The organism is Francisella-like endosymbiont (assembly GCF_003069505.1).
Lineage (GTDB): Bacteria > Pseudomonadota > Gammaproteobacteria > Francisellales > Francisellaceae > Francisella.
Genome location: NZ_QAPC01000002.1, coordinates 138,349 through 153,448, shown reverse-complemented (window position 1 = coordinate 153,448; position 15,100 = coordinate 138,349). Strand labels below are relative to the sequence as shown.

Sequence of the window (15,100 nt, the reverse complement as noted above, 5' to 3'; positions counted from 1 at the left end):
AACTATATTTTTTAATAAGATATTTACTTATTATATAATAGTTTTAGCTTAGATTTAAGCCAATTAGAGATTTTGTTATAGTTTTTGTTGCTCTAGCAGCATTTGCTCTTTCCCAGCTTGAGCAGTTTGTGGATCTTCTAATGATACCTTGCCAAAGTGCCCAGCTCGGAAATCATAGACTATATTCTTAGCAGCTTGTTTGATATTTGAATTAGTTTTAGCAGTTGAGGTATCTTTGAGTATTTCTTGAGGGTGTTTTTCTAAAAAATCTTTTTCGCTAATGAAGTTATAGCGAGCTAGGAAGTTTTTTATATTTTTTTCTCTAAAAAAATTTAGTAGATAACAAGCTGTACCTTCATAATCCATCGCAGTATCACGGATAGAGCCGATAGATGCGATTCTAAAAGCGCTAATTTCACTTTTAGGACTAGGAAACATAATCCCTGGAGTATCAAAAATCATAAAAGTTTTGCTAATATTGATACGTTGCTGTAGTTTTGTCACAGCTGGCTCATTACCTGTCTTAGCTACTTTACGACCTGCTAGTTTATTTATCATTGTAGATTTACCTACATTGGGTATCCCAAAGATAATTGCTCTAATAGGTTTTAGTACAGTGCCTCTATGTGGACATTTTTTTTGCGCTAAATTAAGAATTCTTTTGACAATATTTTTATCCTCTAAGGTATTCACCGAGATAGCACTACATTTGTAGAAATCTAGCCATTGTCTGGTAATTGTAGTATCTGCTAGATCGTTTTTTGAGAGAATTTTTATAATCGGTTTGTCACCAACAATTTGTTCTAAAATATGATTGCTACTAGAGTCTGGTATGCGTGCATCAACTATCTCAATAGCAATATCAATCGAAGGCATTTTTTTGCGAAATTCTTTAGTAGCTTTGTGCATATGCCCAGGAAACCAATGTAACATTGTAGATAAAAATTATAAATTTGGTTAATATAGGATAAGATTTTACCGATTAGGACTGATATATGCAAAGCTATATTCTAAAAGGTGGCAAAATTTATGCCCAAAATAATTTTGAGGCTAAGGATATTGTTGTCAAAGATAATGTTATCAGTGCTATAGTTGATGATGCCAAGGCAGCAGCTTTTAATTTACCTATAATTGAGCTAAGAGGTGATGATTATGTGATACCTGGTTTTATCGATATCCATATCCATGGTTCAAAAGGAGCTGATGTGATGGATGGTGATGTTGATGCTTTAGCAGTAATCTCTAAATCGTTATATACTCAAGGAGTAACTAGTTATCTAGCAACTACAATGACAGCAGCAAATGAGCAAATACTCAAAGCAATGCATGCTATCAAGGATTATAATTCTCAAATTGACCTTGACAGTGCAAAAATTGTTGGTGTCCATCTTGAGGGACCATTTATATCACCAGGTAAAATTGGTGCACAAAATCCAAACTATCTTCAACAAGCAGATGTTACTAAAATAGCAAGTTGGTATAATGCTTGTGATGGTTTAATCAAAAAAATTACTATTGCGCCAGAGATTAAAAATGCTAATAAGGTAATTGAGTTTTGTAATTCTAAAAATATAATTAGCTCAATAGGTCATACTAGCTGTACTATGGCTCAAGCCCTAGAGGCGATAGAACAAGGTTGTTCACATGCGACACATTTATTTAATGCAATGAGTCCGATTGAGCGTCGTAACCCTGGTGCTGCAACAGCTTTATTAATGTCAAAAAAAATTTTAGTAGAGTTGATAGTCGATGGTATACATCTGCATCCTGATATGGTTAAGTTTACCTATGCAATCAAGGGTAGTGATAATATTGCGCTAATCACCGATGCGATGTCTGCCCAAAGTGCTAGTGAAGGTGTTTTTGAATTAGGTGGTCAGAAAGTCATAGTTAAAGATGGTCAGGCAAGATTAGAAAACGGTGTGCTTGCAGGAAGTGTCTTGACGATGAATAAGGCATTTAAAAGTGTCTTAAAATTTACAAATTGTAGTTTGCATGATGCTGTGAAAATGACAAGTACAAATCAAGCTAAATCATTAGGACTTAAAAAAGGTCAAATCAAAGTAGGCTTTGACGCTGAGTTTGTAATTTTAGATAAAGATTATCAAGTTAAACAAGTTATTGGTTAGAAAATGAATTTTTTAGTATTAGATACATCAAGTAAGTATTGTTCTGTAGTTTTATCTGTAAATAGGGTAATTTATAATGATACGCGTGAGATACCACGCCAACACAACAAATATCTACTTAAGATGATACAGGGAGTTTTCGCTAAGGCAGCAATTGACATCAAAGACTTGGATTTTATAGCTTATGGAGTCGGGCCTGGTAGTTTTGTTGGTGTTAGGCTTGCTGCAGCAGTTTGTCAAGGTTTTGCGATTAGTCTAGATATACCAGTGATTGGCTTTTCTAGTATGTTTGCTTTGGCAAAAAGTGTCATAACCGAATCTCAAAAAGTAGCTGTTATCCTCGATGCGAAGATGGGTGATTTTTACCTTGGGCTTTATGATAAAGATACAGATCATATAATTGCAGAAAATGTTTACAAATTAGAGGAATATTCTCAAGATCTATATACTGGTTATCAACTAATTGGTGAGTCTATCACGGAACTACAAGTAGAGAATAATGATTTTAAAATAGATGTTGTTAATGTATTAGAGTATGTTTACAAGCAATATCAAAAACAAAAATACAATGGTACTTTAACTCAAGAAACATTCCCAGTATATCTTAGAGGTACTAGTCATTGGCAGACTAAAGAGGAGTATCTATATGTAGATGGCTAATGTATCACGGCGATAAAATCAGAATGAGTGATTTTTCGTTGACCCAGAGAACTCCTTAATACATCAAAGTGTTCACTCATCACAAGGAGCAGGCCTAGTTAATAGTGATGGTTTTGGTATCGGGGTGGTATACAAGCTTGCACAAAGAACCAGGAGTTTATAAAGATCCTCTTTTCCAGCTTGGAATAATCAAAACTTAATATCTTTAGCAAAACATATCAAAAGTAGAAATTTTATGGCACATGTGTGTACTAGCACTATTGCACCAACTGCTAGTGTAAACTGTCATCCATTTGTATTTAAAAATCATCTATTTATGCATAATGTTTCAATTACTGATTTTGATTATATAAGACAAGAAATCGAACAGTTGATAAAACTACAATGTTTTAAAGCTAGATTTGGTTCTACTGATTCTGAGGTGATGTTTTTGCTAGCAGTATCAAATGGTCTAGAAAATGATGCAAAAGCAGCGATAGTAAAATCTATCGAACAGATTACCAAAATTCAGGCAAAAAATGGTCTAAAAGAAAATGTCAAAGTAAGTATTGCTTACTCAAATGGTGAAACTTCGTATTCGCTAAAAATCTCTACCATTGGTAATGAGCCATCGTTATACTATTATTAGTTATAAAGATATTATAAGAAACTCTTGATTTAAAAAAGAAAAATAAATTAAAAAATGCTTTTGTAGTATATTATCAGAGCCGCTAGTGGTGTCTGATTCGTATACTTATGTAAATAATTATACTTGTATTAAAATTAGGCAAAATGAATTTAAAGTAGAAAAGTTGTAAAGAACAAAAATGGCATTGCTTAACACAAAGATTCAAAATATTTCGACTTCACCAACTAATACTATGGCAGCTTTAGCAAAGCAAATCAAAGATCAAGAAAATGATGTAATCTCTCTTGTTATCGGAGAACCTGGTTTTAGTACTCCAGATATTATTAAAGCCGCTGGTATCGAAGCAATAAACAAAATATTACCAAGTATACAAATATTGATGGTCTTAAAGAGCTACGTGAAGCTATAGTAGCTCGTTATAAGCGTGAGTATGGTATTGAGTTTGCTGCAGATCAAGTCTGTGTTACATCAGGAGCTAAACATAGTTTACATAATATTTTAAACTGTATTTTAGAAGCAGGAGATAAGGCAATTTTCTTTGCACCATACTGGGTATCATATCCAGATATGATTGCACTTACAGGAGCAAAATCAATAGTTGTAGAAACTAAGTTTGAGAATAACTTTGAAATAGATGTTACAGATTTAGAAAAGCATATTACAGCAAATATCAACTTACCTAATAATCCTACAGGTTTAATCTATTTGAAAAAATGTATCGAAGATTTAGCAAATTTACTTAGAAAATATCCAAATATTGGATTATTGGTGATGATATTTATGATCAACTATACTTCAAAGATAGAGTTACACTGATAATAGAAGTAGCATCTGATTAGCTGATAGATATGTAATTGCCAGTGGTGTGTCAAAAAACTTTGCAATGACTGGTCAGCGCGTTGGTTTTACAATAGCACCAAAGCTTTTAAATGATGCGCTAAAGAAATTTCAGTCGCAATCTGCTACTTGTGCTTGCTCTATATCACAATATGCTGCAATTACTGCTATGAATGTGCCAGCAAGATTTACAGTATTTTGTAGAGAGTCTTATAAGCAAAAAGAGCAATTTGTCACTAACTGTCTAAAGGCTATGCCACATATTGATGTTAAGAGCGCTGATGGTACTTTCTATCTTTTTCCAGATCTTAGAAAACTACTTGAGCACACTAATTTTAATAGTGATGCCGAGTTATGTAATACACTGCTTACAGAAGAGTATGTAGCTATGATGCCTGGTGTGGCATTTGGTTTATCAGGTTTTGCTATAATTAGTTGTGCTAATGAAATGCCAGAGCTCGAAGAAGCTATGACTAGAGTAACTAGATTTATAAATCGACATGTTACTCAATAGTTTGCAAATTTGCATTTTGAGTCAAATGCAATAAATATTTTCGCCACCAAAGTATATAGCTGCTACAATCAATAATTATTTCTCGTTGTAATTTTTTTATGAAAAAATGTGGCTACATCTCAATTATAGGTAGACCTAATGTTGGTAAATCTACTTTGTTAAATAATATACTTAAGTATAAGGTAAGTATTACATCACGCAAACCTCAGACAACTAGACATCAAATTACTGGTATTAAGACTGTTGGTGATACGCAGTTTATCTATGTTGATACTCCTGGTATACATATCAAAGAGCTTAAAGCTATCAATAAATTTATGAATAAAGCAGCAACAACAATGGTCAAAGATGTTGATGTGATTTTATTTGTAGTTGAAATGGGTAAAATGGACAGAGCTAGAGGATAATATTGTCGAAAAACTGAAATATTCTCAAATTCTGATATTTTTGGTAGTTAATAAGGTTGATAAGAAAAATCATTAGAAGCAGCAATGTTTATCGAATTTGTTAAAGAAAAGCTAAGTTTTTATGATGTGATTTATGTATCTGCTAAGCAGGGACATAACATCAACGAACTAGAGTCAAGAATTGAGAAACTTTTACCAAAGTCTGAATATTTTTTCTATGAAGAAGACCAAATTACGGATAGAAGCATTAAGTTCATGGTAGCTGAAATTATTCGTGAGAAGATTATGCGTACTATAGGCAGTGAGGTGCCATATCAGATAACCGTAGAGATAGATAGATATAAAGTTGATGAAGAAAAAAACATTGTTGATATCTATACTAGTATCCTTGTTGAGAGAGAAAGTCAAAAAGGTATTGTCTGTCATAGGCGCTAAAGGAACCAAGCTCAAAAAGATTGGTACAGACTCGCGTATGGATATCGAAAGGTTAGTTGGTATGCAAGTTAATCTCAAAACTCATGTGAAAGTCAAAAGTGGCTGGTCAGATGATGATCGAGCTTTGAAGTCACTTGGCTATGATTTAATCTAAGTATATTTTTACCTATGCAGCGACTTGAGATCAAGACACCACTATGGTATTGCAATATTATTTATTCAAGTTTAGTCTTTTTTACTAGTTTTGTCGTGGCTAGTTACTTTGGTAATAGTAGTATTGGTTATTTTGATTTTTTGTTGATTTTAGTTTCGATATTTTTTGTGATAATAGAAGATAAATTTTCTTTTGAAGCTATCATCATCCCAAATCAATTAGAGAGTAATTCTCTAATATTTGTAATCAATGGTAGTGAAACTGATTTTTGGCTTATTTAGATAAATATATTATTATAAATAGCAGGATATTTTTATATGCTATACAGCAAAGCTTAAACAAAAAAAGATTGTGGTTACATAAGTCCAATTTTAAACAACAAAATGATATTAAAGCCTTGGCAAGCTATATTTTATTTAGTCAAAATAATTAATCTTTGGTATATTCTTGGGTATACTTTGACTAGTAGTTACTGAGAATGTTCCTCTAATGTTAAATCAATTTAAAGCTAAAATAACAAATTTTTAGTGCAGACGCAAATCATTGAAAATGAACTATTAAGATATGGATACTTAACAGATGTTAGTTTATATAGAATGGTTCTTAAACTCGTATTAATTGTTAAAAATAAAGCTGAAGTCATAGAAATTATTAAGTTAGCTAATCAATATGATATTAAACTAACTTTTCGAACAGTAGGAACTAGTCTTTCCGGTCAAGCTGTGACTGATCAAGTCTTAATAGTATTAGCAGCATATGTATGGTTAGATTATCAAATTATTGGTAATGGTAATAAAATCAAGCTTGAACCAAGTATAATTGGTGCACAGGTAAATAATTATCTAAAAATATACAAGCGTAAGATTGGTCCTGATCCTGGTTCGATTAATAGTACTAAAATAGGTGGTATCATTGCTAATAACTCAAGTGAGATGTGTTTGTAGTACCATAAAAAACTCCTATACAACCTTAGACTCAATGCGAGTGATTTTTTGCTGATGGTAGTATTCTTGATACTTCTGATGATAATAGCGTTGCTGATTTTAGAAAAATAAATAAAGATTTTATAAACACAATTTTAAATATCCGTCAACAAATAACTCAAAGCCAAGAGATTTTTGATTTTATCAAAAAGAAATTTGCAATAAAAAATACTAGTGGCTACTACAGCTTAAATGCTTTCTTAATTTTACTGATCCTATCAAGATTATTGAAAGATTGATTATAGGTTCTGAAGGTACACTTGGATTTGTTAGTAATGTTACGCTAAATATTGTTGTAGATTATAAGTATAAAGCCTTAAATCTTATATATGGTAATTTAGATGAATTGATAAATCTAACGACAAAATTACAAACATTCGTGCCTTCATCTGTTGATTTACTTGATTATTTATCAATAAAATCAGTATCTAGTGTAGCTGAGCTACAACCTTTTTTGATTAAGCTTGAGGATAGTTAATAAAGTTTAGAAGCACAATTAAATGCTGTAAATCAATATATCTACGCTGCAAATATACTTTATCAAGTCGGCTTTAGAAGAGATGATCAGCAAATGCAAACTCTATGGAAAGCGCATAATGTTGTGCTGCCAACTATTGTAGCTCAAAGACCTAATGGTAGCAGTGTACTAATTGAGGATATCGTTGTAAATATCCTAGACTTGCCTAATCTTATTAGTAATATCAAAAAGCTTTTTGTTAAACAGCTATACAAACGCTGCCATTTTTGGGCATATTTTAGCTGGTAATATTCATTTTGTCCTGACTCCTGATTTTAATGATCAAAACCAGCTTATTGAGTATGATCAATTTATGCATGATCTTACTGCACTAGTAGCAAAAAAATATAATGGTTATCTCAAAACAGAGCATGGTAGTGGACATAATATTTCTAAATTTGTAATAGTCGAGTTGGGTGAGAAATGCTGGGATATTATGTGGCAAATTAAAAATCTCTTAGATAAACAAAATATCCTAAATCCAGATGTTAAGCTTACTAATGATACAAAGTTACATACCAAAAACCTCAAAGAACTAAATAATGTTGATGAGCAAATAAGTAAATTTATGGAATGTGGTTTCTGTGAGCCGGTGTGTTCATCAAGGAATCTTAGTTTTATACGACGACAACGTAATACAGTTGCTCGTAAAATCCAAACTCTTGATTGCCAGCAAAAACAACGATGGCTTAAAGATTATGAGTATTTTGGTATCCAAACATGCGCTACCACTAGTTTATGTAAGACTTGTTGCTCAGTAGATATTGATACTGGAGCTTTCATCCTTAGTAAAAAAGCTCGATAGCTTAGATAATTTAAAGTTAACTAAGAAGTTTAGTAAAATTGCTTTGCATATAGACAGCTCTACCCGTAAATAAAATATTGACAATAAATATATACAAGCATTACATAAATTTTGTGATGAGGTAGTAATTCCAGAGCAGATTTATTGTTGTGGCTTTGCTGGTGATAAAGGTTTTACAATACCTGAGTTAAATGCTAATAGTTTAGCCTCATTAAAACCATAAATCAAAGATTGTGAGATAGGAGTTAGTTTTAATCGTAGCTACCAAATTGGGCTATCTTACCATGGTCACTTGGAGTATATATCTTTTATAGAGCTATTATTAGAATGTTTAGAATAGTTATTTAAGCTGATCAAAAATATCTTGAGATACTTTCTCGACAGCTTGATCGCCATTTATTTTAATGTATTTTGGCGTTTTGGTATTAGTTGATGAGAAATTTCTGTAAAAATCGATTAACTTAGCAGTTTGAGCATGATATACAAATAGCCTTTGTTGAACTGCATCTTCATTGTCATCTGTACGAATTATTAGTGGCTCACCAGTTAAGTCATCTTTATAAGCCACTTTAGGTGGATTAAACTTGGGATGATAAGTTCTACCAGATTCTTGATGAACTCTTCTGCCAGTAATTCTCTCGACAAGTAGACTATCAGCAACGTCAACCTCAACTATATAATCGATATTAACGCCTAATTTGTCTAATTCTTGCGCTTGAGTGATGGTTCTAGGGACACCATCTAGTAAAAAACCATTATTACAATCACTTTTTGAAATTCTATCTTTAACAATTTTTATAATAAACTCGTCTGAAACTAGCTCTCCAGCATCAAGAACTTTTTTTAATTCTTGACCTAGCTCGCTACCTGATTTTATAGTCCCTCTTATCATGTCTCCAGTAGAGATGTGAGCTATATTGTATTTTTCTTCAATTATCTTTGCTTGAGTCCCCTTACCAGCCCCAGGGGCACCTAAAAGTATTATATGCATTATTAATTAACCCTAACGTTTTAAAACTACAGTTTACTTAATGTAGATTTAATTATAAAATAAACAGCGTTATATATCTAGAAATAGAGTATCTAATTTTTGAGCTATAAAATAAGAAGAGTTTTATGATATCGTTGTTACTTGAGAAAAAATGCAAACAAGCACAAAAAACAGTTTTAGGTATTGAGTATGATAAACATTCTCTTGCTGTTGTCAAGCTTGATAAAAAGGGTGAGAAATATTCATTAGTCTGTTGTGATAGTGATATTTTTCCAGCTGAAGCATATTTTGAGGGTGAATTAACAACTGAGTATGTCGGTGGTGTAGTTGCTGATATCATCAAAGAAAATAAACTAGGGCGTTTTGTAAAGCTAGGGTTTACAAGTTATAATGAAATAGATGTCGTGAAAGAACAAATTGTCTGTGATAAAAGGACTCTTGAAGTAATCGAAAAAGAGGGCATACATTTTTATATTAGAGAAAATTTCCTAAAAAAGCGTTTTCCAGAAAATTATACTAATGTAGCTTATGATTACTATGATGAATTAGAAGGAAAAGGAACTTTAAATATATACTATATATCTGATAGTGATAGAGTTAAGCAATTCTATGCTATAACGAATAAAGCTAAAAGAGCATTATCAGTATGTACACTTGATAAATTAGCTATTAGTAGTTTTGTTTCAGAACTTTTTTATCAGAGATTTCTCAGTATTCTAACGATAGTATATTTTTAGGATTATATTCGGATAAAATATCTGTATATAGTTTCACCCCTCAGGGAGAATTAAAAAACTACGAGTCTATCAAAATATTTGATACAAATATTACTAAAGTTAGTTATGTTGATGAAGTTATACAATTGTTGCTAAGATTTATGGATTTTATGTCATTAGATTTTAGTGCCAATGATTTTGGTAATTTTGATCAGGTTCAAAATAATAATGTTTATATTTATGGTATCAAACAGGATTTTGAGAGTATTTTTACATCGATAAAAGAATTATCACAAAAAAGTTGCAAAATACTTAATCCATTTATAAATGTTGATATTGAGAAATGTGGTAATATAAAAAAACCTTACCGCTATGTTTTACCTATAGCAATAGCTATGAGTGAGGCATTGTAGTATGAAAGATCTTAATTTTATACGCGGTAGATGGAGGAAAAAACAACTAACATACCTTGGTATAGACCTAGGCTTTATGGCTTTATTTGCTTTTATATCAATGTTTATCCTATCGATAATATTTTCTTGGTCTAGTGAAGAGGATATGAAAGTTGAGAACTATATACAATCACAAATCACTAAATTCAATAGTCAAGTAGCAGAATACTCAGCAGTTAAAATACAAAGAGATAAGCTACTAGACATCTCAACAGACTTAGCAAATATTAAAGCTAGTCAGTACTATATCTTACTAGATATAGAAAAAATTTCACGTGTGATAATGTTAACTATGTATCTAGTTCTGGTAAGATAATTCTCACTGGAGAAGTCAAAGATTTAAAACTTCTTTCGATATTTATGAAAAATTTAGAGATAGAGTTTAGAATTAAAAAAGTTGAGCTTAAAAGCTTGGGATCTGAGAAGAACGGTCAAAGAAGTTTTGCTTTAGAATTTAAGTTTGGAGAGGATAATGTATTTAAAGGGGAGAGTGTTAAATGGTAGATAAAATACAAAGCTTTTTATCTAGTAAGCACATAAATAAAGTTATAAATGCACCCCTAAAGATTAGAGTACCAGTAATGATTGTGGTATTTGTATTATTTGTATTTGTTTTTTATGGTTTGTTGGTAAGTCCAGTTCTTTCAAAAGCTAATCAAAGACAAAATCACATTCGGTCAATGGAGACACAGATTCCAAGGCTTGTCAAAAAAGAAAAACAGCATTAAAAGAGCAAGTAAAAACGTTAGAGCAGTACAATACCGAAGAAAAATTTAGTATTCCTGAGCGTCATTCGGTACCAATCTTTTTATCTGCACTTAATGAAGCTATTAGTAGCTTGGGCATAACGATTATAGACTTATCGCCAGCTGGAGTTGAGAAAAATAAATATCTAGACTTATATGCGTTAGATTTCAAGGCAAAGCTATCTGGGAACTTCTCGCAATTAATTAAGCTCTTCGTTGCTTTAATTGATATAAAGGATATTGCTGTAATTACAAATATAAACATTAAAAAAGAATCTGATGATAAATTAGTTACAGAACTGAACTTACAGCGCTATCCATTAGATTCTTTTAAGTTTAAGGGAGTTGTTTATCAGAATAAACAAAAATAGGGTATTGTTGAAAGCTTGATGGAAAATAAACCAATGTATATAAAAAAAAGGTGAGCTAATTGGTCAAAATTATGGTCAAATTGAAGATGTTATAAAAGAAGGTATTGTTGTCGATGAGTGGAAGAAAAATAACCAAAAAAGAATCTGGGAAAAGATTCAAACTGTTATACATTAGTAAGGTAAAGTGATGTTTTTTGCAAAAAAGAAGTTATTAGCAGTTCTAACAATTTTAGGTGGTTTTCTAAGTTATGATGTCTCACTAGCTGATATTAAAAAACCTCAAATATCTAATCAGTCGCAGGGTTTGGAACAGCCTGAAGCAAAAATTGTTGGAAGAGAAGAAAATAAAGATAAAACTATTAATAAACATATCAAAGATCTTGAGTTTCATCGTAGTTTAAATGGTAGCGCTGTATTTGAAGTTGCTTTTGAGGAGAATATAAGTAATTTCTCGGGTTATAAAATTAAGCTATCACAATATGGTTATACACTGACAATAACTTTTGATAATACCACTGTATCCGATAAGTGGGTTAGTAATATTGATACTAAAGTTTTTAATACGATAGTTGACTCTATCAAGATTTTCAAGGATGGAGGTAATGTAGTCTTTGTAATTCATTCTCTTGATAGGATTTCTCTAAGTGATTTTAAAGAGGGTAATGTATTTAAGTTTAAGATTGATAGACGCAATAGTCGTGTTGAAGGATTTAATGTTAATGAGCCAATTTCAATATCTTTCAAGGATGCGCCAGTACAGACGGTGTTACAAGTATTATCTGAATTTGCAGGTCTAAATCTCGTAGTTAGTAGTAGTGTGCGTGGCAATATTTCTATTGACCTAAAAAATGTGCCTTGGAATAAGGTAATGAATATTGTTTTAGTTAGTAAAGGCTTAGCTACGAAAAAATGAGTAGTATATTGTATGTAGCTACTGCAGCTGAAATCGCTGCTCAAGAACAGTTAGAGTTACGAACAAAACGCTCATTAGAGAATAATGCTACTTTAGTGACTGAATTTATACCGCTAAATTATACTACTGCTCAAGCTGCACAAACAGTTATCACTTCGATGGCAAAACAAAACGGTGGCATTATGTCACCTCGAGGCAGTATTACCTCTGATACACGGACAAATACTTTAATAATAACAGACACCGAAGAAAAATTACCGCATATAAAAGAGGTTGTCAATGAAATTGATATACCAAATGATCAGGTTTTGATAGAAGCTAGAATCGTCGAGATACTTAGAACAAGTAAGCTTGAGCTAGGTTTAACTATGGAGTTAGTGATCCAGCTGGAAGAGTTAATGTAGGTTTAGATACTTTTAATGGTGGTACTACACCAACACCGGGATCAACACCGGGATCAACACCTACACCATTTATTGGTACTACTGCGGAGCTTGCATACACTTTAGCTGGTGGAGTTAAGTTGAGTATGGAAATTAGAGCTCTTGAAAGTGAGTCTCTAGCAAATGAGGTGGCATCACCACACTTAGTGGTTGCAAATAACCAAGTAGCTTTTATTAAAGATGGTTCTGATGTTCCATATAACCAAGCAACAGCTTCTGGTGCTGCTGCAGTTGCTTTCCAAGAGGCAGTTTTAGAATTACAAGTAACTCCGCAAATTGCTCCAGATGGTAATATTATTATGGATATTCTTGTTACTAAAAACTCAGTAGGTGCTTCTCCTGGTAAAACTCCTGATGGTGGTGATTTACCACCGATTATCAAAAAGAGAGAGATAACTACAAAAGTTATGACAAAAGATGGCGATACAGTGGTAATAGGTGGTATATATCAAAAAGTTCAAAAAGAAGAGCGTAATAAAATTCCATTGTTAGGAGATATTCCTTATTTAGGTTATTTATTTAGCTATACAAGAATCGAAGATCAAGATTCGGAACTTTTAATTTTTATAACTCCAAAAATCATTCAGTCACAGGTTCAAAGATGATAGTAGATAATAGTTGCAAAAATATTAATATTTAGGTATCTTATAGCCTATAATTTTTTATGTACAAGGAGTGATTAGTAACAAACTATCACAGTGTGTAATTAACTTACAATTTTGAGTCAAAAATGATAAGAACAAAAAATATTTTCTTAATTGGTCCAGTGGGTGCTGGAAAATCTACTATTGGTAAGCAGTTAGCAAAACAGTTAAAATTAGAATTTGTCGATTCTGATTATGTTATTGAAAAAAAATGTGGTGTTGATATTAATTGGATCTTTGATTTAGAGGGCGAAGAAAGTTTTAGAAAGCGTGAAAGAGAAGTTATTGCTGAGATTTTAGCTGAAAAACAAAATATAGTTTTAGCTACAGGTGGTGGTGCTATACTTGATCCAGATACTAGATCATTATTATCATCACGAGGTAAGGTTGTATACCTTGAGGCGACAATTGAGCAACAACTTGAGAGAACTTCTAAAGATACAAAAAGACCATTATTAAGAGTTGATGATAAAAGACCAGTTCTTGAGCAGCTTATGACAGAGAGAGAACCTCTATACAGAAGCATTGCTGATGTGGTTGTAGAAACTAATGGCGCAACAGTTAAAAATATTGTCAATAAAATATCGACATTCTTAGTAGAAGAAACTATCCTGTGATCAATAAGTTATTAGTAAACCCTACTTTTAGTGCTAGTTATTATATTATTGTTGAATCATCGATAGATTTTTCGCATATTATTGAATATGTTACTAACAAACAAGTTCTGGTTGTTACAAATACTACAGTAGAAAGTTTATATTTGACTAGACTTTTGGTGGCTTTACCGGATAATCTAAATGTCAAAACTTGTATTTTAGATGATGGTGAGCAATATAAATCACAACAAAGTTTAGATAAAATACTGTCAACTTTATTAGAGAACCAGTTTACACGTAATTCAACTGTCTTAATTGCTTTGGGTGGTGGAATAATAGGTGATATTACGGGTTTCGCTGCTGCTATATATCAGCGCGGTGTCGATTTTATCCAAATACCGACAACATTGCTTTCACAAGTTGACTCATCAGTAGGTGGTAAGACTGCTATAAATCATCAGCTTGGTAAAAATATGATAGGTGCTTTTTACCAACCTAAACTTGTTTATACCCCTGTAGAGTTTTATAAAACTTTGCCACAACGCGAATACATTGCTGGTATGGCTGAGGTTGTCAAATATGCTTTTATGTCAAAAGATTTTTATCTTTGGCTTGACTCAAATAGAGACAAAATATTGGCAAAAGATAGTGCTACTTTGATAGAGATGGTAAAAAGAAGCTGTCAAATTAAAGCCCAAGTTGTTGCTGCGGATGAAAAAGAGATAACAGGAGCTAGAGCTATTCTAAACTTTGGCCATACATTTGGTCATGCTATAGAGAAGTGTCAAAATTACCTTGGTCTAAAGCATGGTGAAGCTGTGGGTATCGGTATGACTCAAGCTATTAATTTTTCTCACTTTTTATCGATGATAACTTTACAACAAGCTCAAGAGTTTAAAGACTTTATTTGTAGTTTTAATATATCTATAGAGTTTCCTAACGATATTAATAAGTCTGAATATCTAAATGCAATGCTGGTAGATAAAAAAAATAGCAACAATCAATTAAAGTTTATTTTGATTAGTGATATAGGAAAATTAAAATCACTAGCAAAGCCTAAAAGTGATTTAGAAAACTTTCTAGCGCTGAAATTTAACTAATTCAAAATCTTTTAGCAATATTGATTTTGGTCTGTAGATTAGCTTTATATTAGCTTTGA

General features: G+C 32.0%; 10 protein-coding genes and 9 pseudogenes. 17 read left to right on the top strand and 2 right to left on the bottom strand.

Annotated features, from left to right (window positions below; translation table 11 throughout):
* Positions 1–75: 75 nt before the first annotated feature.
* Positions 76–933, bottom strand: coding sequence for a ribosome biogenesis GTPase YlqF (gene ylqF / locus C9379_RS04990; protein WP_143384623.1), 858 nt, complete (start codon positions 931–933; stop codon positions 76–78).
* Positions 934–995: 62 nt separating this feature from the next.
* Between ylqF and nagA the strand changes: the two genes are divergently transcribed.
* From nagA to C9379_RS04940, 10 genes and pseudogenes are all read left to right on the top strand, one after another.
* Complete coding sequence (nagA, locus tag C9379_RS04985) at positions 996–2,129, top strand: N-acetylglucosamine-6-phosphate deacetylase (RefSeq protein ID WP_143384624.1); 1,134 nt, start codon at positions 996–998, stop codon at positions 2,127–2,129.
* 3 nt (positions 2,130–2,132) lie between these two features.
* Positions 2,133–2,789, top strand: a complete 657-nt coding sequence (gene tsaB / locus C9379_RS04980) for a tRNA (adenosine(37)-N6)-threonylcarbamoyltransferase complex dimerization subunit type 1 TsaB (protein WP_143384625.1) — start codon at positions 2,133–2,135, stop codon at positions 2,787–2,789.
* Positions 2,774–3,586, top strand: a pseudogene (locus tag C9379_RS04975) (class II glutamine amidotransferase). Before tsaB ends, C9379_RS04975 begins: the two are co-directional and overlap by 16 nt.
* A 9-nt stretch (positions 3,587–3,595) precedes the next feature.
* Positions 3,596–4,768: pseudogene (locus C9379_RS04970) on the top strand (aminotransferase class I/II-fold pyridoxal phosphate-dependent enzyme).
* Positions 4,769–4,866: 98 nt separating this feature from the next.
* A pseudogene (era, locus tag C9379_RS04965) lies at positions 4,867–5,764 on the top strand (GTPase Era).
* A gap of 14 nt (positions 5,765–5,778) precedes the next feature.
* Positions 5,779–6,197: pseudogene (locus tag C9379_RS04960) on the top strand (hypothetical protein).
* 94 nt (positions 6,198–6,291) lie between these two features.
* Positions 6,292–6,708 carry an FAD-binding oxidoreductase gene (locus C9379_RS04955; RefSeq protein ID WP_318263239.1) on the top strand — a complete coding sequence of 139 codons (417 nt, stop codon included), beginning with the start codon at positions 6,292–6,294 and terminating at the stop codon, positions 6,706–6,708.
* A gap of 274 nt (positions 6,709–6,982) precedes the next feature.
* Complete coding sequence (locus C9379_RS04950; protein WP_318263240.1) at positions 6,983–7,225, top strand: hypothetical protein; 243 nt, start codon at positions 6,983–6,985, stop codon at positions 7,223–7,225.
* A 93-nt stretch (positions 7,226–7,318) separates the two neighbouring features.
* Entirely contained in the window at positions 7,319–7,513 is a 195-nt protein-coding gene (locus C9379_RS04945) for a hypothetical protein (RefSeq protein ID WP_318263241.1), read from the top strand.
* Positions 7,461–8,069 (top strand): FAD-linked oxidase C-terminal domain-containing protein, encoded by a 609-nt coding sequence (locus C9379_RS04940; protein ID WP_318263242.1) that lies wholly within the window; start codon positions 7,461–7,463, stop codon positions 8,067–8,069. The genes C9379_RS04945 and C9379_RS04940 overlap by 53 nt, the downstream gene beginning before the upstream one ends.
* 340 nt (positions 8,070–8,409) lie before the next feature.
* Here the strand turns inward: C9379_RS04940 and adk are convergent, their stop codons facing one another.
* On the bottom strand, positions 8,410–9,060 hold the full coding sequence (gene adk, locus C9379_RS04935; protein ID WP_143384626.1) for an adenylate kinase: 651 nt from the start codon (positions 9,058–9,060) through the stop codon (positions 8,410–8,412).
* 125 nt (positions 9,061–9,185) lie between these two features.
* Here adk and C9379_RS04930 point away from each other — a divergent pair.
* The 7 genes and pseudogenes from C9379_RS04930 to aroB all read left to right on the top strand — a co-directional run bounded on the left by C9379_RS04930 (position 9,186) and on the right by aroB (position 15,041).
* Positions 9,186–10,189, top strand: a pseudogene (locus tag C9379_RS04930) (type IV pili).
* Between the two features lies 1 nt (position 10,190).
* Positions 10,191–10,732 (top strand): annotated as a pseudogene (locus C9379_RS04925) (PilN domain-containing protein).
* Positions 10,726–11,291 (top strand): annotated as a pseudogene (gene pilO, locus C9379_RS04920) (type 4a pilus biogenesis protein PilO); the annotation flags it as partial. The pseudogenes C9379_RS04925 and pilO, both read left to right, overlap by 7 nt.
* A pseudogene (locus C9379_RS04915) lies at positions 11,277–11,520 on the top strand (pilus assembly protein PilP); the annotation flags it as partial. The pseudogenes pilO and C9379_RS04915, both read left to right, overlap by 15 nt.
* Positions 11,521–11,532: 12 nt before the next feature.
* Positions 11,533–13,306: pseudogene (locus tag C9379_RS04910) on the top strand (type IV pilus secretin PilQ family protein).
* Between the two features lie 125 nt (positions 13,307–13,431).
* Positions 13,432–13,962 (top strand): shikimate kinase AroK, encoded by a 531-nt coding sequence (aroK, locus tag C9379_RS04905; RefSeq protein WP_143384627.1) that lies wholly within the window; start codon positions 13,432–13,434, stop codon positions 13,960–13,962.
* Positions 13,959–15,041 (top strand): 3-dehydroquinate synthase, encoded by a 1,083-nt coding sequence (aroB, locus tag C9379_RS04900; RefSeq protein ID WP_143384628.1) that lies wholly within the window; start codon positions 13,959–13,961, stop codon positions 15,039–15,041. Before aroK ends, aroB begins: the two co-directional genes overlap by 4 nt.
* Positions 15,042–15,100: the final 59 nt, after the last annotated feature.